This window comes from Streptomyces sp. CoH27, from assembly GCF_020181035.1.
GTDB lineage: Bacteria > Actinomycetota > Actinomycetes > Streptomycetales > Streptomycetaceae > Streptomyces > Streptomyces camelliae.
Window position 1 is genome coordinate 85,602 of sequence record NZ_JAIQYY010000025.1, and the last position, 17,984, is coordinate 103,585.

Here is a 17,984-nt window from a genome sequence, read left to right on the forward strand (position 1 = left end):
CGCGAGCGACTTGCGCACCTGGTTACGGTCCGTGGTGTACCAGAAGTCCGGCAGTGACGCCTTCAGATAGCCGCCGTAGCGCGCGGTGGCCAGCCGCTGGTCCAGTACGGCGACCACGCCCCGGTCCCCTGACGCACGGACGAGGCGGCCCGCGCCCTGGGCCATGAGCAGGGCCGCGTGGGTGGCGGCAACCGCCATGAAGCCGTTGCCGCCCGCCTCCTCGACCGCCTTCTGCCGGGCGCTCATCAGCGGGTCGTCGGGGCGCGGGAACGGGATCTTGTCCATGACGACCAGCTGGCAGCTGGGCCCCGGGACGTCGACGCCCTGCCACAGCGAGAGCGTGCCGAAGAGGCATGTCCTGGGGTCGGCCGCGAAGTTCTTGATCAGCTCACCGAGGGTCTCCTCGCCCTGGAGCAGGATCGGGAACTCCGGAATCCGCGAGCGCAGCTCCTCCGCGGCGAGCTGGGCGGCCCGCATCGAGGAGAACAGACCCAGTGTGCGACCGCCGGCCGCCTGGATGAGTTCGGTCAGCTCGTCGAGCATGTCCGAGCGCTCGCCGTCCCGCGCCGGGCGCGAGAGGTGCTTGGCGACGTAGAGGATGCCCTGCTTGCGGTAGTCGAAGGGTGAGCCGACGTCGACGCCCTTCCACTTGGGCAGGTCCTCGCCCTCCGCACCCTCGGGGCCCAGCCCCAGGGAGGCGCCGACCCCGTTGAAGTCGCCGCCCAGTTTCAGGGTGGCGGAGGTGAGGACGACCGCGCGGTCCGCGAAGAGCTTCTCCCTGAGCAGGCCCGAGACCGACATGGGGGCGATCCGCAGGGACGCGCCGAAGCGGTCGTGCCGCTCGTACCAGACGACGTCCCACTCCGAGCCGTTCAGGACGCGCTCCGCCACGTCGTGCACCGTCTCCACCGAGGCCAGCGCCTGCTTGCGGACCGCGTCCTCGTCCTGCACCGACTTGTCGCGCGTCGCGCCGATCGCGGAGATGACCGTGCGGGCCGCGTCCCGCAGCGCCATCAGGGCGTACCCGAGGTCCTCCGGGATCTCCTCCAGACGGCCCGGCAGGGCCAGCTCCATCAGCCGCTCGAAGCCCTCGGCGGCGGTCTGGAGCTGATCGGCGGCCTTCTCGTTGACGAGCTTGGCTGCGCGGCGCACGGCGCGGTTGACCTGGCCCGAGGTGAGCTCGCCGGTGGCGACGCCGGTGACCCTGGAGACGAGCTCATGGGCCTCGTCCACGATCAGCACCTCGTGCTGAGGCAGGACCGGGGCACCCTCGATGGCATCGATGGCGAGCAGGGCGTGGTTCGTGACGACGACTTCGGCGAGCTTGGCACGCTCGCGGGCCATCTCCGCGAAGCACTCGGCGCCGTAGGCGCACTTCGTCGCGCCCAGGCACTCCCGCGAGGACACCGACACCTGCGCCCAGGCGCGGTCCGAGACACCCGGGGTGAGATCGTCCCGGTCGCCGTTCTCGGTCTCGTCCGCCCAGTCACGCAGCCGCAGCAGGTCCTGGCCCAGCTTGCTGGTGGGCGCGGCGGCCTCGAACTGGTCGAAGAGACCGTCCTCCTCGTCCTGCGGCATGCCCTCGTTCAGCCGGTGCAGGCACAGATAGTTCGACCGGCCCTTCAGCATCGCGAACTCCGGGCGGCGGCGCAGCAGCGGGTGCAGGGCGTCCACCGTGCGCGGCAGGTCGCGTTCCACGAGCTGGCGCTGCAGTGCCAGCGTGGCCGTCGCCACGACCACTCTCTCCCCGTGCGCGAGCGCGGGCACGAGATAGCCCAGCGACTTTCCGGTGCCGGTGCCGGCCTGGACCAGCAGGTGGGATCCGTCATCGATCGCCTCGGCGACCGATTCGGCCATGGTCACCTGGCCGGGGCGCTCCGTGCCGCCGACAGCGGTGACAGCGGCATGCAGGAGTTCGGGGAGTGAGGGCTTCGTCATAGCCCGACCACCCTACGGCCCGGCACCGACAAACGAGCGGTCAAGGCGGGAACGGGGGGCGGGGTCACGGCCTGGCTCCTGGTGGGACGGGAGGAAGAGGGGCGGAGGCAGCGGACGATTCTTGGGTTTCTCGGCCGCCGCGGAATTTTCTGACCGAGCGGGAACCTCGCCGGAACGGGAGACGTTCAATCTGTGAACGCTCGGTCACTCAGCGCTACAGAACATCGCGCAGGACTCGGTCCCGGATCATGAGGGCGGCCCGCTTGCCGGGCAGATCCACCTCGGCGACGAACCGGAATCCAGCGCTCAGGAAAGCCGCGACAGAGGGGGTGTTGTGAAGATCGGGTTCCGCTACGACGCGGGCGCATGCCGGGCGCCGATCGAGGATGAGGTCGGCGACGGCTCGGAGCAGGGCGGATCCGAGCCCCCGCCCGCGATCCGCGGCCCCACCGACGAGGAGATGGATCCCGGTGTCGTGCGGACGGGCCGGATAGTGGCGGGCGAGTGGATCCAGGTCCGCCCGGTAGATCTCCCAGTAGCTCATCGGTGTGCCGTCCAGTACACCGAGACACGGCACGCTCCGCCCGTCGCCGTCGAGTTGGGCCCGTAGGTGCTCCTCGGTCCGGCTCTGGGACCCGGCCAGCTCCCAGGACCGGGCGACCTCGGGGTCGTTCATCCAGCGGTGTACGAGGGGCAGGTCGTCGTCGATACGCACCGGCACAAGGTGGAAGAAGCCGACGGGGGTGACGACCGGCCCCCACGTGGGAAGCCGGTCGAGAAGGCAGGCAGTCCCCGCGACGAAACGGGCAAGGAAGTCGGCGGGCAGGTGCAGGTCGAGGGTGTCCTCCACGTCCTCGTCGTCGGCCTCGATGGTGAACCCGGTGAATGGCGTGTCTCGGCTGCCGGCGCCGTCCGCTGGGGGGTCGGGGTGGGCAGGGACGCCCGGGTGAACGCGGGCGGGGCTGTTGCCGGCGGTCGCGTCGGTGGGAGGCACGGTGCGCTCCTCTCAGGAGGCGAGGTGGGTCGTGGTCCTCGGGAAATGCGGTCGGGCGGTGCGGATTGCTCAGGAATGAAGGGGGTTGGTGATCGTGACGTAGACGGACTGGGTGTCGACCGGGCCGACGAGTTCGTCCAGGCCGTGCAGCCGGGTCAGCAGGTTGGCCTTGCAGCGCAGGACGGGTGAGTCGAGCAGGCGGCGGGGCAGGGACGTGCGCAGTGGGGCGGGCCCCGAGGCGAGGTCCGTGAGGAAGCGGCGGAAAGCGGCGAGGAGCAGGCGTTCGTCGGCAAGGCGCTGGGAGCCGAAGGCGCCGATCAGCCCCAGCACGTTGTTGACGGCGAGGTAGTAGACGAAGCGCTCGTCGGTGACCTCGTCGGAGACGAAGGTGTCGCTGCGCTCACCGATGCCGGGCAGCCGGGTGTCCAGTTCGGCCCGCCGGGACTCGCGGAAGTAGTAGCCCTGGTTGTCGCGGTAGCGGCCACCGGCCGGCCAGCCGTCGCGGTCGAGCAGGAGCAGGGTGTTCTGCTGATGGGCTTCGAGGGCGATGCCGGCCTCTCCGTCCAGCCAGAGCACGGGCCGGACGACCTGCTCCAGGTAGCGCAGGAACCACTCCGCGGCAACGGCTCCCATGGGTCGGCCGGTACGAGCGGCCAGCCGTGCCACGAGCTGGGCCAGCCGGGATCCCATCGGCCAGGTGGCTCGCGGCGCGGAAGGGGTGTCGCCGGGCTCGGCGAGGGGTCGGGGCGAGACGAGCCCGGCGACGCAGCCGACGTCGTCGGCCGGGGCGAACGGATTGTGCCGGATCAGCACGTCGAGTCCGGGCACGGGACGGCCGTCCGGGTCGTCGGCGGCCAGCCAGGCCGGGTCACGGACGATGTCGAAGCCCGGGTGATCCGCCAGCCACTGCCGGGACAGGCCGGTGCGCAGCAGCCGGTGCACCTCGACTCCGCGGTGGAGCTCCTTGCGCAGGTGCTCGCGGCGGGAGTTGGTGATGCGCAGGCCCAGCGACAGCTTGAGCATCGCGGGGGCGCCGGATCGGTGGACCGTACGTACGGAGGAGGTGGGGTGCCAGGCGGCGCCGTAGGCGCCGAGGTCGCGGAGGAGGCCGGAGTCCAGCAGGGCGGCGACGGGTGCGCGGTGGCGCAGCTCGCGGGCCTGCCACGGGTGCAGCGGCAGCGCGGCGTATCCGTCGGGCAGGGGAAGTCCGGGGCCGGCCAGGCGCCGGGTGAGGTGGTCGGCGGGGACGGGGCGGCCGCGCTCGGTCCATGCCGAGTCGGTGGCGAGCAGAGAGGGGGAGACAGCCATCCAGTGCAGCGGGAAGGAGCCGTGCACTTCGGGTGAGTACAGGGCGGCTTCGGACTCGCTCAGGCCTTCGCGGCTCTTGGGGGTCGGGTGCAGGGGGTGCCCGAGGAGGAGGGCCTGCTCGGCGCCGAGGAAGAGATCGGGGACCTCGGTGGGGTGTTCCCGGCGGGCGCGGATGAAGGTCGCGGTGCGGCGCAGGGAGTCGGCGACCCTGGCCACGAGGTCGCCGTCGTCGCCGCGGCCGCTCGCGGCGCGGGCTGGGGCAGCGGGCGGGGCGGCGGGCGTCTCCCGGGTGAGCAGCGCGGCCAGCGTGACGGCGTCGAGAGGAGGGGCGGAATCGGGTGCGTGAGTGAGGCGGGGCGGGCCGAAGCGGTGCCAGCCCGTCGGGGACCAGTAGCGGACCGGTACGAGGAGGGAGGTGCCGCTGGCGGGAAGCGGAAGGCGGAGGGTGCCGCTCGTGGGTGCCGCGAGGTCGCTCTCGCGCACCCAGCACCGCAGCAGGTTCTCCGTGGCAGCGCACTGGGCCGCGGTGCGCGGGTCGGGGTCCTCCAGCAGGTCGGCGCCGGGCTCCGTCACCCGGGTGAGGTCCGCGGTGCGCCGCTTCTGCTGGGGAACCGACTCGGCGAGCGGGACGGACGAGGGCGGGGTGCCGGAGTCTCCCTGTTCTTCGGGAGAACCGGAGCTGCCGTCGGGAGTGGGGGTGGCGTTCATGACGGTTCCTCGGGGCCGGCTGGTGGGTGCGGGGCTCGTGCTGTCGCCCGGTGGGCGTTCCCTGGTGGCCTGCGGTGGCCGTGGGCGGCGCAGTGGCTCGCGGCGCCGGGGACTCGCGGTGACGAGGGCCTGCGGCAGGGAGGGGAGGGACCGGACGGTGGCGGTGCGGGGCTCAGCCGGCGCGCTGGGCAGGTCCGTGCCGCCGGCCGTGCTGGGGGCCGCACTGCGGACCTTGCTGGGAGTCGCGCTGCGGACCGCGCTGGGAGTCCTTCTGTGGGGAGTGCTGGGGGCCGTGCTTCTCGTGGCGGCGGGCCACTGCCGCGACCGCATCCGCCAGGCGGTCCAGCACGGCCGCAGCCTGCTCGTCACTGATCGTCAGCGGGGGCAGCAGCCGGACCACGGACGTGTGCCGGCCGCCGAGTTCGACGATCAACCCGCGCTGGAGACACTCGCGTTGCACGGCTGCGGCGAGTTCGGGAGCCGCCGGGCGCGGGGTGCGGGCGGGTGCCGGAGCGACGGTCCCGTGGGCGTGGTCACCGGGCGCGGCGCTGTCGCCGGCACCGTCGCCGTCGCCGCCCGGGGGCACCGGCTCGCCGTCCGGGTGGACCAGCTCGACCCCGATCATCAGTCCGCGTCCCCGTACCTCACCGACACAGGCGAACTGGGCGGAGAGTTCGGCGAGTTGGGTGAGCATGCGGGAGCCGAGGGTGGCGGCTCGGGCGGCGAGGCCGTTCTCGCGGACGTGAGCGAGCGTGGCGGTGCCCGCGGCCATGGCGAGCTGGTTGCCGCGGAAGGTGCCCGCGTGGGCGCCGGGCTGCCAGACGTCGAGGACGTCGCGGTAGACGATCACGGCCAGCGGAAGGCTGCCACCGATGGCCTTGGACAGGACCATGACGTCGGGGGTGATACCGCTGTGGCCGACGGCCCAGAAGGCGCCGGTCCGGCCGACTCCGGTCTGGATCTCGTCGGCGATCAGCGGGATGGAGCGGTCGGCCGTGAGCCGGCGCATACGGCGCAGCCAGTCGTCCGGTCCGGGGATCACCCCGCCCTCGCCCTGCACGGGTTCGAGGATCATGCCGGCGGGCAGCGGTACGCCGGACTTGGGGTCGTCGAGGAGGGACTCGGTCCAGCGGGCGGCGAGTTCGGCGCCGTAGGGGCCGCCGACGCCGAAGGGGCAGCGGTAGTCCTGCGGGTAGGGCAGGCGGGCGACCTGGATGTCGCGGGCGCCGCCGGAGACGGCCAGGGCGCCGGCGGTCATGCCGTGATAGGCGCCGGTGAAGGCGAGGATGCCGGTGCGGCCGGTCGCGGCCCGGACCAGCTTCAGCGCGGCCTCGACCGCGTCGGTGCCGGCCGGTCCGCAGAACTGGACGCGGGCCCGGTCCGCGAGGCCGGGAGGGAGGGTGCGGAAGAGCTCGGTGATGAAGGCGTCCTTGACGGGAGTCGCCAGGTCCAGGACGGAGAGGGGGGCGCCGGAGTCCAGGACCCTGCGGATGGCCTCCAGCACGACCGGGTGGTTGTGGCCGAGGGCGAGGGTGCCGGCGCCGGAAAGGCAGTCCAGGTAGCGGCGACCGTCGGCGCCCTCGATGGTGAGCCCGCGCGCCCGGACCGGGACGATGGGCAGCGCCCTGGCATACGTGCGGGCGGAGGACTCCCGCGCCGACTGGCGTCTGAGGATCCCCTCGTGCACACCACGCGCTTCCCCGGGCGCACCCCCAGCCACCGACTCCGTAACGGCCACGGCTCGCTGTCCTCCCCGCTGTTCAGAGGCGAGTTGATCCGCGGGGACCGAAGACAGGCAGCTGGCCCCCCACCGCTACAACCGCGGACCGCCCGGCGGGTTACGGGTCAAGGGCAGAAGATTGCCATGTGAGCGGGAAACGTCGGGGGGTTCGGCGACCGGGCGGGGTGAGTGGCTGTCACATCGGTACGCCCACCGAGGATCGGCCAGGTCAGACGGCTGTAGCCGAACCGTTGCCGTTCCATCGGAAGACCCCCACAGCGAGGGCATAGTGTGGGACGCCGTTCCAAGAACGCCGTGAGACCGGCATGAACTCCTCATGAGTTCGGCGTCGGTGGCACGGCACAAGCGCCGAGTTCCTTCAGCACAGGGGGAGTCAAGAGCATGCGATCCATACGGCCGTCGTTCACCGTTCGGCGAGGGAGGGGCACCCGCCGCACCTCCAGCTCGCTCGCGGCGGTCGCCCTCGTCTCGGCGCTGGCGATGACCGCCACCGCCTGCAACGGCGACGACAACGCCGACAGCAAGCCGTCCGCCTCCGCGGCCGCGGCCGGCGACGGCAAGATCAGGATCCCGGACGACCTGAAGCAGAAGCTGAAGGAGCACGGGATCGATATCGACAAGTGGAAGAACGGCGCCTGGAAGAACTGGAACAAGCAGGACTGGCTGCGCGAGGCCAACGACTTCGTCAACCCGATCATCAAGGGTCTGTGGGACCCGGACCGGATGCGTCACGCCAACGACCCGACCAAGGGCGTCAACGACAACGACATCTCCGGCGACCAGGGCGTGACGGACCCCACCCCGCAGCCGGTGAAGGCGCAGGCGGTGGCGGCGCCGTACCACGTGAACGCGGCCACGTCGGGCAAGGTGTTCTTCGACTCCCCCGAGGGCCACATGGTGTGCTCGGGCACGGTCGTGGAGGACCCCGCACACCCGGGCAAGTCCAACCTGGTCTGGACGGCGGGTCACTGTGTGCACGCCGGCAAGAACGGCGGCTGGTACCGCAACATGGCCTTCGTGCCGTCGTACAACAACTCCGCCAAGTCGCTCGACCAGCTGCAGAGCGCCAGCAAGTCCCAGATCGCGCCCTTCGGCGTCTGGTGGGCCGACGCCGCACAGACCTCGCAGCAGTGGATCGACAACGGCGGTGAGACCGGCGGCTCGGGTGCCTCGTACGACTACGCGGTGATCCATGTGACGCCGGAGCAGGGCAACGGCGGCAAGTCGCTGGAGGAGACGGTCGGCGGGGCGCTGCCGGTGAACTTCAACGCCCCGGCGGTGCCGAAGGTGAGCCGCATCACCGCGTCCGGGTACCCGGAGGCGGCTCCGTTCGACGGGCAGCTGCTCTACCAGTGCACGGACAAGCCGGGCCGGCTGTCCATCCAGAAGTCCGACCCGACGATGTACCGGATCGGCTGCACGATGACCGCCGGCTCCTCCGGAGGGGGCTGGGTGGAGACCGGTGCGGACGGCAAGCCCGCGCTGGTTTCCAACACGTCGATCGGTCCGGTGTCGTCGGGCTGGCTGGCCGGGCCGCGGTTCGGTGATGTGGCCAAGGGTGTGTATCAGTCCGTCAGCAAGAAGTTCGCTGGGCAGTAAGGGGGGTCGCGTCACCTTCTCGTCCGCCTGACGACGGCGCGTGGGCGGCTGACCGCCTGTCATCGGCAGTTCCCGCCCGCGCGGCGGAGCCGCATATCGATACAGCCCGCGGCCCTTACGGGACGCTGAAAGGCCCGCTCCCCTTCACCAGGGAGCGGGCCTTTCGTTCCGTCACGGGTCAGGCCGTTGACACCGGAACATACGGTGCCAGGTCCGCTGCCAGTTCCTCGTGCACCCGGACCTTGAGCAGGGTGCCCTCCGCCGTGTGCTGCTCGGAGATGACCTCGCCCTCGGCGTGGGCGCGGGCGACGAGTTTGCCGTGGGTGTACGGCACGAGGGCCTCGATCTCGACCGCGGGGCGGGGCAGCTCCTGGTCGAGCAGGGTGAGCAGTTCCTCGATGCCCTGGCCGGTGCGGGCCGAGACCGCGAGGGAGCGCTTCTCGACGCGCAGCAACCGCTGGAGAACCAGCGGGTCGGCCGCGTCCGCCTTGTTGATCACGACGATCTCGGGCACTTCGGTGGCGCCGACGTCCCGGATCACCTCGCGCACGGCGGCGAGCTGCTCCTCGGGGTTCGGGTGCGAGCCGTCCACCACGTGCAGGATCAGGTCGGAGTCGCCGACCTCCTCCATGGTGGAGCGGAACGCCTCGACCAGGTGGTGCGGCAGATGGCGGACGAAGCCGACCGTGTCCGCCAGCGTGTACAGCCGGCCACTCGGCGTCTCCGCGCGGCGGACGGTCGGGTCCAGGGTCGCGAACAGGGCGTTCTCGACCAGGACGCCGGCGCCCGTGAGGCGGTTGAGTAGCGAGGACTTGCCGGCGTTGGTGTAGCCCGCGATGGCGACGGACGGCACCTTGTTGCGCCGGCGCTCCTGGCGCTTGAGGTCGCGGCCGGTCTTCATCTCCGCGATCTCCCGGCGCATCCGCGCCATCTTCTCGCGGATCCGGCGCCGGTCCGTCTCGATCTTGGTCTCACCGGGGCCACGCGTGGCGAGGCCGCCGCGACCGCCACCCATCTGCCGGGACAGCGACTGGCCCCAGCCGCGCAGCCTCGGCAGCATGTACTGCATCTGGGCGAGCGCGACCTGCGCCTTGCCCTCGCGGGACTTGGCGTGCTGGGCGAAGATGTCCAGGATCAGGGCCGTACGGTCGATGACCTTGACCTTGACCACGTCCTCCAGCTGGATCAGCTGGCCGGGGCTCAGCTCACCGTCGCAGATGACGGTGTCGGCGCCGGTCTCAAGGACGATGTCGCGCAGCTCGACGGCCTTGCCGGAGCCGATGTACGTGGCCGCGTCGGGCTTGTCGCGGCGCTGGATGACGCCGTCGAGCACGAGCGCGCCCGCGGTCTCGGCGAGGGCGGCCAGCTCCGCGAGAGAGTTGTCAGCGTCCTGGGCGGTGCCGGTGGTCCACACGCCGACGAGCACGACCCGCTCCAGACGGAGCTGGCGGTACTCGACCTCGGTGACGTCCTCCAGCTCGGTGGACAGGCCCGCCACACGGCGCAGGGCCGCGCGCTCGGAGCGGTCGAACTGCTCGCCGTCCCGCTCGCCGTCGATCTCGTAGCTCCAGGCGACGTCCTCTTCCATCAGGGCATCGGCCCGAAGACCCTCGGGATAGGCGTGCGCGAGGCGCTTGGTCTCCTGGGAAGGGGAAGAAGAGGAGGTCATTGGATCCTTACGTCGATGGAGAGTGCCGTTTCGGCGTCGGTACGGCGGTCGTCCGGACCGCTTGTTCACATAACGTACGAGTACCCCGGGAGATTCCCGTGTCCCGTCTCGCGCCGACCCGACGATGGTCGCACGAGACGGCCCGCCTCGTCACCGTGTTATTGCGCGCTCCGTGACCCCGCGGACGTGGCGGGTTCGGCGTCCTTGACCGGTGCCGTCGCCTTCCAGTCCGGGTGGCCGGGCATGGGCGGGGTCTTCTCGCCGTACAGCCAGTCCTGGAAGAATCCCCTCAGATCGCGGCCGGAGACCGCGGAGGCCAGCCGGACGAAGTCGGCGGTGGTGGCGGTGGAGTCCCGGTGGGTGCGGACCCAGAGCCGCTCCAGCCGTTCGAAGGCCGGGCGGCCGATCTCCTGGCGCAGGGCGTAGAGCACGAGCGCGGCGCCGTCGTAGACGTTCGGACGGAAGATGCCGATCTTCTGGCCGGGCGTGGGCGGCTTGGGCCGGGCGGGCGGGCCGCCGGCCTCGCGCCAGCTGTCGGAGGCGCTGTAGGCGGCCTTCATCCGGTCCTCCATGGGCCGGTGCGCGGTCTCCTCGGCGTACAGCTCCTCGTACCAGGTGGCGTGCCCCTCGTTGAGCCAGACGTCGGACCACGCGCGCGGGCTCACGCTGTCGCCGAACCACTGGTGGGACAGCTCGTGCACCATGATCGACTCGATGTACCACTTGGGATAGGCGGGCTCGGTGAACAGGTTCTTCTCGAAGAGCGAGAGGGTCTGGGTCTCCAGCTCGAACCCGGTGGAGGCCTGCGCCATGAGCACGCCGTACGTCTCGAAGGGGTACGGGCCGACCTTGCTCTCCATCCAGGCGATCTGGTCGGGGGTCTTTGCCAGCCATGGTTCGAGGGCCTTGGCGTCGGCGCTGGGTACGACGTCCCGCATCGGCAGTCCGTGCGGGCCCTCGCGATGCAGCACGGCGGAGCGGCCGATGGAGACCTGGGCGAGTTCGGTGGCCATGGGGTGCTGGGTGCGGTAGGTCCAGGTGGTGGTCTTTCCGACCCGGTCCGCTCCGGCGGGCAGTCCGTTGGCGACGGCCGTGTAGCCGTTCGGGGCGGTGATGTGGAAGGTGAACATCGCCTTGTCGGACGGGTGGTCGTTGCACGGGAAGACCAGGTGGGCGGCGTCGGCCTGGTTCGCCATGGCGAGTCCGTCGGTGGTCTGCACCCAGCCGCCGTCGTGGTCCTTGGTGGGCACGGGGTCGCTGGTGTGCCGCACGGTGATCCGGGTCCAGCTGCCCTCGGACAGGGGGTGGTCCGGCGTGACGACCAGGTCCTCGCCGGCCTCGGCGAAGTCCGCGGGGCGCCCGTCGACCTCGACGGAGCGGACGGTGCCGTGCGTGAAGTCGAGGTTGAGGTGCTCCAGGTCGGCGGTGGTCCAGGCGTCGATGGTGGTGACGGCGTCCAGCGGCTTGTCGTTCCGGCCGGAGTAGGTGAAGGACAGGTCGTACGACGCCACGTCGTAGCCGGGGTTGCCCAGGTACGGGTAGAGGCGGTCGCCGATGCCCAGGGGCTCGGCCGGGGCCGCGGCGGCGAGGAGGCAGACGGAGACTGCGGAGGCGAGCAGGGCCGCCCTGCGGTGCCGGGAGATCCGGGGGGTGCGGCGGGAACGAGGGGTGAGCAGCATGCACCACCGCTACCAGTGCGCCGCCGCGCTACGACGGCGACGCGCGCCCGGCCCACCCGAACGGGTTCGGTCCGGGGCCTCCCGGCACCGCTCAGAGGGCCGGGCCCTGGTGCTGGGCGCGGGCCACGTCGTACACGCCCGGCACGTCCCGCATGGCCCGCATCAGGGCCGGCAGGTGGGCCGCGTCGGGAAGCTGGAGGGTGTACGTGTGCCGTACCCGTTGCTGGCTGGGCGGTTCCACGGTCGCCGAGACGATGTCGACGCCGGTGGAGGAGATCGCCTCGGTGAGATCGGCGAGCAGATGGGGGCGGCCGAACGATTCAGCGACCAGCGTGACCCGGATCTCGGTGGCATTCCCCCAGCGCACGCCGATCTCCGCGCGCCCTCGGCTCTTCATGTGCGCCACCGTGACGCACTCGATGCGGTGCACGGTCACCACTCCCCCGCGTACGGCGAAACCGGTGATCTCGTCGGGCGGTACGGGGGTGCAGCAGCCGGCCAGCCGCACGGCGGCGCCGGGCCGGTCCGCGAGGACGTCCGCGCCCCGGGAGCGGGCGGTGCCTTCCGCCGAGCTGTCCCGGGCCGTGGTCTGCCTGGCTGTGCTCTCCCGCGCCGTGCTCGGTGCGGGGGCGCTGTCCGCGGGGCGGGCGCAGGCCGCGGTGCCGGCCGGTTCGGTGCGCGGACCGCTGGGCTCCTCCGTCCCGGTGCCGCCGCCGGGGTGGGTGGCCAGCCAGCGCTGGATGGCGATGCGGGCGGCCGGGGTGTGGGCGTGCTCCAGCCACTCGCGGGAGGGCTCGGAGGCCGGGTCCTGGCCCATGAGGAGCTGGACGGTGTCGCCGTCCTTCAGGACGGTGCTGAGGGTGGCCAGGCGGCCGTTGACCCGGGCGCCGATGCACGCGTGTGCGTCCTCGCCGTACTGCGCGTAGGCGGCGTCGACGCAGGTGGCACCCTCGGGCAGGCCGAGGGTGCCGCCGTCGGGGCGGAAGACGGTGATCTCGCGGTCCTGGGCGAGGTCCTCGCGCAGGGTCGACCAGAAGGTGTCGGGGTCGGGAGCGGCCTGTTGCCAGTCGAGGAGCCGGGAGAGCCAGCCGGGGCGAGTGGGGTCGGCGCGCTCGCCGTCGGCGGGGGCGTCGGAGGCCGGGGTGTCGGAGGCGGAGGGGTCGGAGGCGGGGGCGTACGGGTTGCCGAGCGCGACGACGCCGGCCTCGGCGACCTTGTGCATCTGGTGGGTGCGGATGAGGACTTCGACCACCTGGCCGTCGGGGCGGGCGACGGCGGTGTGCAGCGACTGGTACAGGTTGAACTTCGGTACGGCGATGAAGTCCTTGAACTCCGAGACCACCGGCGTCATACAGGTGTGCAGTTCGCCGAGGACTCCGTAACAGTCGGCGTCCTCGCCTACGAGCACGAGCAGGCGGCCGAAGTCGGCGCCGCGCAGCCGGCCGCGTTTGCGGGCCACGCGGTGGACGGAGACGAAGTGCCGGGGGCGGATGAGGACTTCGGCCGGGATACCGGCCTCGCGCAGCACGCCGCGCATCTCGTCGGCGACCTCATTGAGCGGGTCGTCCCGGCGGGCGGCGTTCTCGGCGATGAGGTCCCTGGTGTGCTCGTACTCCTCGGGGTGGAGGATGGCGAAGACCAAGTCCTCCAGCTCGGTCTTCAGGGCCTGCACACCGAGGCGCTCGGCGAGCGGGATGAGGACGTCGCGGGTGACCTTGGCGATCCGCGCCTGCTTCTCGGGGCGCATCACGCCGAGCGTGCGCATGTTGTGCAGCCGGTCGGCGAGCTTGATCGACATCACGCGCACATCGCTGCCGGTGGCGACGAGCATCTTGCGGAAGGTCTCGGGCTCGGCGGCTGCCCCGTAGTCGACCTTTTCGAGTTTCGTCACCCCGTCGACCAGATAACGAACCTCCTCGCCGAACTGTTCCCGCACCTGATCGAGCGTCACGTCGGTGTCCTCGACGGTGTCGTGAAGCAGTGAAGCCGTCAGCGTGGTGGTCTCCGCGCCGAGTTCGGCGAGGATCAGGGTCACGGCGAGCGGGTGGGTGATGTACGGCTCGCCGCTCTTGCGCATCTGGCCTCGGTGCGAGGACTCCGCGAGGACGTAGGCACGGCGCAGCGGGTCGAGGTCGGCGTCGGGATGGTGGGCGCGGTGCGCCTCCACGACATGGCTGATGGCGTCGGGCAGTTTGCCGCGGACGGCGGGGCCGAGCAGCGCGGCCCGGCCGAGCCTGCGCAGGTCGATCCGGGGCCGGGACTTCCTGCGGTCCGCCCGGGGCACCGCGGGGGCGGTGGCCGCCGCGGCCGCTGCGGGCGCTACCGGTCCAGGGGTCGCAGGGTTCGTGGCCTCCGCACTCATGGGCACCTCCGGCTCGTGGACCGGCGGACGGGGCTCCAGGCGTACGCGGCTCAGGGATGGCAACGTTCCCCCGTCCGTGCCGGTGCTTGATGCTACCGAGCCCACCACGCGTGACCGACCGCCTCTCGCCGAGCGTGAAACGGATCACCCAATCGAGCGACGGAAATGAGGTTTAGGGTTTGCGCCACCTGGCCTGGGCACGCCCGCAGTTCCGAACGGCCCCCGTCGGTCGACGGTCGGCCCGCGGGCACCGGAAACCGCTGGTCCGGGCGCCCGGGGCCGCTGTCGTGGTGGTGCCACAGGGGCTGACGCTCGGTCAGCGGACGGCGTTTTCCAGCCATTCGCCGTCGATCTCGCCCTCGGCGACGATCACGGCGGGTCCCGTCATCTCGATCTGGCCGTCGGGCCGCTCGGTGATGACCAGGCGTCCGCCGGGCACGTCCACGGTGTACGTGGCCGGGGTGCCGGTCACGGCGGGGTCGACGCCGTCGCGCCGGGCGGCGGCCACGGCGACGGCACACGTGCCCGTGCCGCACGAGCGGGTCTCGCCGGAGCCGCGCTCGTGCACGCGCATGGCGACGTGGCGGGGGCCGCGGTCGACCACGAACTCGACGTTCACGCCGTCCGGGTAGGCCTCGGCCGGGCTGACCGGGGGCGGGCCGAGCAGCCGGCCCGCGTGCCCGAGGTCCTCGACGAAAGCAACGGCGTGCGGATTGCCCATGTTCACGTTCCACGCGGGCCAGCTGTGCTCGCCGACGGACACCGTGACCTCACCCTCGGGGAGGAGCGCCCGGCCCATGCCGACGGTGACGTCCCCGTCCTTCGCGAGGTGGACGGAGCGCACGCCCGCGCGCGTGGCGATCGCGAAGTCACCTTCGGCCACATGTCCGGCGTGCTGGAGGTAGCGCGCGAACACACGAACACCGTTGCCGCACATCTCGGCGACCGAGCCGTCGGCGTTGCGGTAGTCCATGAACCACTCGGCCTCGGCGGCCATCGCCTGCGCCTCCGGGTGCGCCGCGGACCGCACCACGTGCAGCACTCCGTCACCCCCGATGCCGGCCCGGCGGTCGCACAGGGCGGCGACGGCAGCAGGGGACAGGTCGAGGGCGTTCTCGGGGTCCGGGACGATCACGAAGTCGTTCTCGGTGCCGTGCCCCTTGAGGAAGGGGATGCGCGTGGGCGTGCTCATCCCTCGATCGTACGGGGTCGCTCCGCCGGGTGGGCCGGGCGGAGGTGGGGGTACGGAGCCCTGAGGGGGTGCTTCAGCGGAGCCTGGCCACGCGCCACACCGCCAGGACCACCACCACGGCCACCAGCAGGACGTACCCGAGGACGACCCGCCAGTCGGCCCGGCGGCCGGAGCCGCGCGGGGGCAGGCCAGGCCAGGTGTAGCCCACGCGGCGGGCGGCCATCATGCCCCAGCCGGCGGCGCACGAGCAGATCAGCAGGCCCAGCATGGCGATCACCGCACCGCTGTCGCCGAAGTCGAAGGCGAGCGGGAAGGCGAACATCAGGGAGCCGACGGCGGACAGGCCCACGATGGGCGCGAGCTGCCAGATGCGCAGCCGGCGCTGCGGGCGCAGCTCGACCTCGACCTCGGGTCCGCTCTCGTACATCTCCTCGGGCGTCGGTCCGTCGGCGGTCACCCCGTCCGGGGACTCGTAGGGGCCGTCGTCGGCCAGCCGGTCCCCCGGCAGGCGGTCCGCGTCGAGCCGGTCGTCCGGCAGATGACCGCCGGCCGGACGGCCCCTGTCCAAGCGGTCCGCGTCGAGCCGGTCGTCCATCAGCCGCTCGCCGGTCGGACGGCCTCCGTCCGGGCGGTCGACGGCCGACCGGTTCTGCGTCGGTCCGTCCTCGGTCGGACAGGCCTCGGCGGGATCCGGTTCAGCGCCGACGGTGGTGACGTGCTCGGCACTTTGTGCGGTGTCGCGAGGGCCGGCCTCCATCGCCACGCGCCCTCCCAACTAGGCTCCACTTGGTCGATCGAAGGTCGATGATGGCACGGCGCCGAAGGCCGGGATGACCGGCGGCGCATCCCGATGCCATCACGTGATCAGGCTGTAACCGGTCGTTCGACCAACGCCAGCGCCTGGTGCGGAAGTTCCCCGCGGTCGGCCGCGGCCCCACTCAACCAGTGCACCCGAGGATCCCGCCTGAACCATGAATCCTGACGGCGCGCGAAGCGCTTGGTCGCGCGTACGGTCTCGGCCCTGGCCTCCGCGTCCGTGCACTCCCCGGCGAGCGCCGCGAGCACCTGCTGGTAGCCCAGCGCGCGCGACGCCGTGCGCCCCTCGCGCAAGCCCTGCGCCTCCAGTGCGCGCACCTCGTCCACGAGGCCGGCGTCCCACATCCGGTCGACGCGGCGCGCGATCCGGTCGTCCAGTTCTGGACGAGCTACGTCGACGCCGATCTGGACCGTGTCGTAGACCGAGTCGTGCCCGGGCAGGTTCGCGGTGAAGGGCCGACCCGTGATCTCGATCACCTCCAGCGCCCGGACGATACGGCGGCCGTTGCTGGGCAGGATCACGCGGGCCGCCTCGGGGTCGGCGGCGGCCAGCCGGGCGTGCAGGGCGCCCGAGCCGCGCAGAGCCAGCTCCGCCTCCAGCCGGGCCCGGACCTCGGGGTCGGTACCGGGGAACTCCAGGTTGTCCACGGCCCCGCGGACGTACAGGCCGGAACCGCCGACCAGGATCGGCCAGCGGCCCTCGGCGAGCAGGGCGTCGATCCGGGCGCGGGAGAGCTTCTGGTACTCGGCGACGGAGGCGGTGGCCGTGACGTCCCAGATGTCGAGCAGGTGATGCGGTACGCCGCCGCGTTCCTCGGGCGTCAGTTTGGCGGTGCCGATGTCCATCCCCTGGTACAGCTGCATGGAGTCGGCGTTGACGACCTCGCCGCCGAGCTGCTGGGCCAGGAAGACGCCGAGATCGGACTTTCCGGCCGCGGTGGGTCCGACGACGGCGATGACGCGGGGGGTGGGGAGTGCACTGCTCACCGCACCAGTTTCGCAAACCTCCCGGTGGGGTCTCGAACGAGTTACGTGACGAGTGGGTTTCCGCGTCGTTGCCCGTGGCGAGGTGCCGCCTCCGGTCCGCCGGAGCCGGTGACCCGGGCGGCGCAACCGTACGCACCGGGTGACGCGGGAATTCGCCCGCACGAGTACCGTATGGGAGTGGAAATGGGCGTGTTTGCTCGAATCTTCGGCAAGTCGAAGGCGACTCCGGAGACGTCGGACACGGAGGCGACGGCCGGTGTGGAGCCGGACGGAGCCGAGGTGGCGACAGAGTCGGAATCGACGGAGTCGGAGGCGGCGGCGAAGGAAGCCGGAGCGGCGGAGGCGAAGGGTTCGGCCGGAGACGGGCACGCGGACGTGCCGGCACGGTCGGACGCCGGGGCGGACGAGGCGTCCGAGGGCTCCGGCATCCCCAAGCAGCAGTCCGCCGAGGAGGCCGCCGACAGCGCCGCCGGCGAGGGCGCCCGCAGGTAACTGTCCCGCGAGGGAAGGTGGACCATGGGTCTGTTGGACAACATGAAGGCCAAGCTGGGCCCGGCCAAGGACAAGGTGTCGGACCTCGCGCGGCAGCACGGGGACAAGGTCCAGCACGGCATCGACAAGGCCGCGAAGGCCGTCGATGAGCGGACCAAGGGCAAGTACAGCGACAAGATCCATGCGGGCACCGGCAAGGCCAAGGAGGCGATGGACCGCCTCGCACACAAGGAGGGCAGCGGCCCGGACACGCCCGCCGCGGACCCGGCGACGCCCGTCCGGCCGGAGGAGCCGCCGTCGGCTTCCTGAGCCTCCTGTACGGCAGGCGGAACACGGCGCACCGGATCGGCACACGGTCGGAACACGGTCGGAACACCGATCGGCGGACGGTCGAGGAGCACATCGGCTCCCGGCCGTCCGCCGTTTCCGCGCACGGCCACGGCCGGGAACGGCCAACGGCCGGAAACAGGAAGGGGGCGGCCGGGAACGGCCAGGAACA

Annotated in this window: 13 protein-coding genes; 3 read left to right on the forward strand and 10 right to left on the reverse strand. The window is 71.9% G+C overall.

Translation table 11 applies throughout. The annotated features are described in order from the left end of the window. From LE548_RS34910 to LE548_RS34925, 4 genes are all read right to left on the reverse strand, one after another. On the reverse strand, nucleotides 1–1,938 hold a 1,938-nt coding region (locus tag LE548_RS34910; RefSeq protein WP_225101040.1), incomplete at its 3' end, for an ATP-dependent DNA helicase. A 214-nt stretch (nucleotides 1,939–2,152) separates the two neighbouring features. Further along, the gene (locus tag LE548_RS34915; RefSeq protein ID WP_374116212.1) at nucleotides 2,153–2,932 is read right to left on the reverse strand and encodes a GNAT family N-acetyltransferase; all 780 of its coding nucleotides are present in this window, start codon (nucleotides 2,930–2,932) and stop codon (nucleotides 2,153–2,155) included. A gap of 69 nt (nucleotides 2,933–3,001) precedes the next feature. Next, nucleotides 3,002–4,948 carry an IucA/IucC family siderophore biosynthesis protein gene (locus tag LE548_RS34920; protein ID WP_225101041.1) on the reverse strand — a complete coding sequence of 649 codons (1,947 nt, stop codon included), beginning with the start codon at nucleotides 4,946–4,948 and terminating at the stop codon, nucleotides 3,002–3,004. A 172-nt stretch (nucleotides 4,949–5,120) separates the two neighbouring features. Continuing rightward, complete coding sequence (locus LE548_RS34925) at nucleotides 5,121–6,686, reverse strand: diaminobutyrate--2-oxoglutarate transaminase family protein (RefSeq protein WP_225101042.1); 1,566 nt, start codon at nucleotides 6,684–6,686, stop codon at nucleotides 5,121–5,123. 384 nt (nucleotides 6,687–7,070) lie between these two features. Between LE548_RS34925 and LE548_RS34930 the strand changes: the two genes are divergently transcribed. Continuing rightward, nucleotides 7,071–8,288: a serine protease gene (locus tag LE548_RS34930; RefSeq protein ID WP_225101043.1), complete on the forward strand. Its 1,218-nt coding sequence runs from the start codon at nucleotides 7,071–7,073 to the stop codon at nucleotides 8,286–8,288. A gap of 178 nt (nucleotides 8,289–8,466) precedes the next feature. Here the strand turns inward: LE548_RS34930 and hflX are convergent, their stop codons facing one another. The 6 genes from hflX to miaA form a co-directional block, all read right to left on the reverse strand. Beyond that, complete coding sequence (hflX, locus tag LE548_RS34935; RefSeq protein ID WP_225101044.1) at nucleotides 8,467–9,957, reverse strand: GTPase HflX; 1,491 nt, start codon at nucleotides 9,955–9,957, stop codon at nucleotides 8,467–8,469. Nucleotides 9,958–10,115: 158 nt separating this feature from the next. Then, the gene (locus tag LE548_RS34940; RefSeq protein WP_225101045.1) at nucleotides 10,116–11,636 is read right to left on the reverse strand and encodes a M1 family metallopeptidase; all 1,521 of its coding nucleotides are present in this window, start codon (nucleotides 11,634–11,636) and stop codon (nucleotides 10,116–10,118) included. A 91-nt stretch (nucleotides 11,637–11,727) separates the two neighbouring features. Then, nucleotides 11,728–13,998 carry a bifunctional (p)ppGpp synthetase/guanosine-3',5'-bis(diphosphate) 3'-pyrophosphohydrolase gene (locus LE548_RS34945; protein ID WP_225101046.1) on the reverse strand — a complete coding sequence of 757 codons (2,271 nt, stop codon included), beginning with the start codon at nucleotides 13,996–13,998 and terminating at the stop codon, nucleotides 11,728–11,730. Nucleotides 13,999–14,314: 316 nt separating this feature from the next. Further along, on the reverse strand, nucleotides 14,315–15,190 hold the full coding sequence (gene dapF / locus LE548_RS34950; RefSeq protein WP_225101047.1) for a diaminopimelate epimerase: 876 nt from the start codon (nucleotides 15,188–15,190) through the stop codon (nucleotides 14,315–14,317). Between the two features lie 73 nt (nucleotides 15,191–15,263). Further along, nucleotides 15,264–15,785: a hypothetical protein gene (locus LE548_RS34955; RefSeq protein WP_225101081.1), complete on the reverse strand. Its 522-nt coding sequence runs from the start codon at nucleotides 15,783–15,785 to the stop codon at nucleotides 15,264–15,266. 269 nt (nucleotides 15,786–16,054) lie between these two features. Further along, a complete protein-coding gene (gene miaA, locus LE548_RS34960) occupies nucleotides 16,055–16,993 on the reverse strand; it encodes a tRNA (adenosine(37)-N6)-dimethylallyltransferase MiaA (protein ID WP_225101048.1) in 939 nt (312 codons plus the stop codon). 183 nt (nucleotides 16,994–17,176) lie between these two features. Here miaA and LE548_RS34965 point away from each other — a divergent pair, with 183 nt between their 5' ends. After that, the gene (locus LE548_RS34965; protein ID WP_225101049.1) at nucleotides 17,177–17,485 is read left to right on the forward strand and encodes a hypothetical protein; all 309 of its coding nucleotides are present in this window, start codon (nucleotides 17,177–17,179) and stop codon (nucleotides 17,483–17,485) included. Between the two features lie 24 nt (nucleotides 17,486–17,509). Next, nucleotides 17,510–17,794: an antitoxin gene (locus tag LE548_RS34970; protein WP_225101050.1), complete on the forward strand. Its 285-nt coding sequence runs from the start codon at nucleotides 17,510–17,512 to the stop codon at nucleotides 17,792–17,794. Nucleotides 17,795–17,984: the final 190 nt, after the last annotated feature.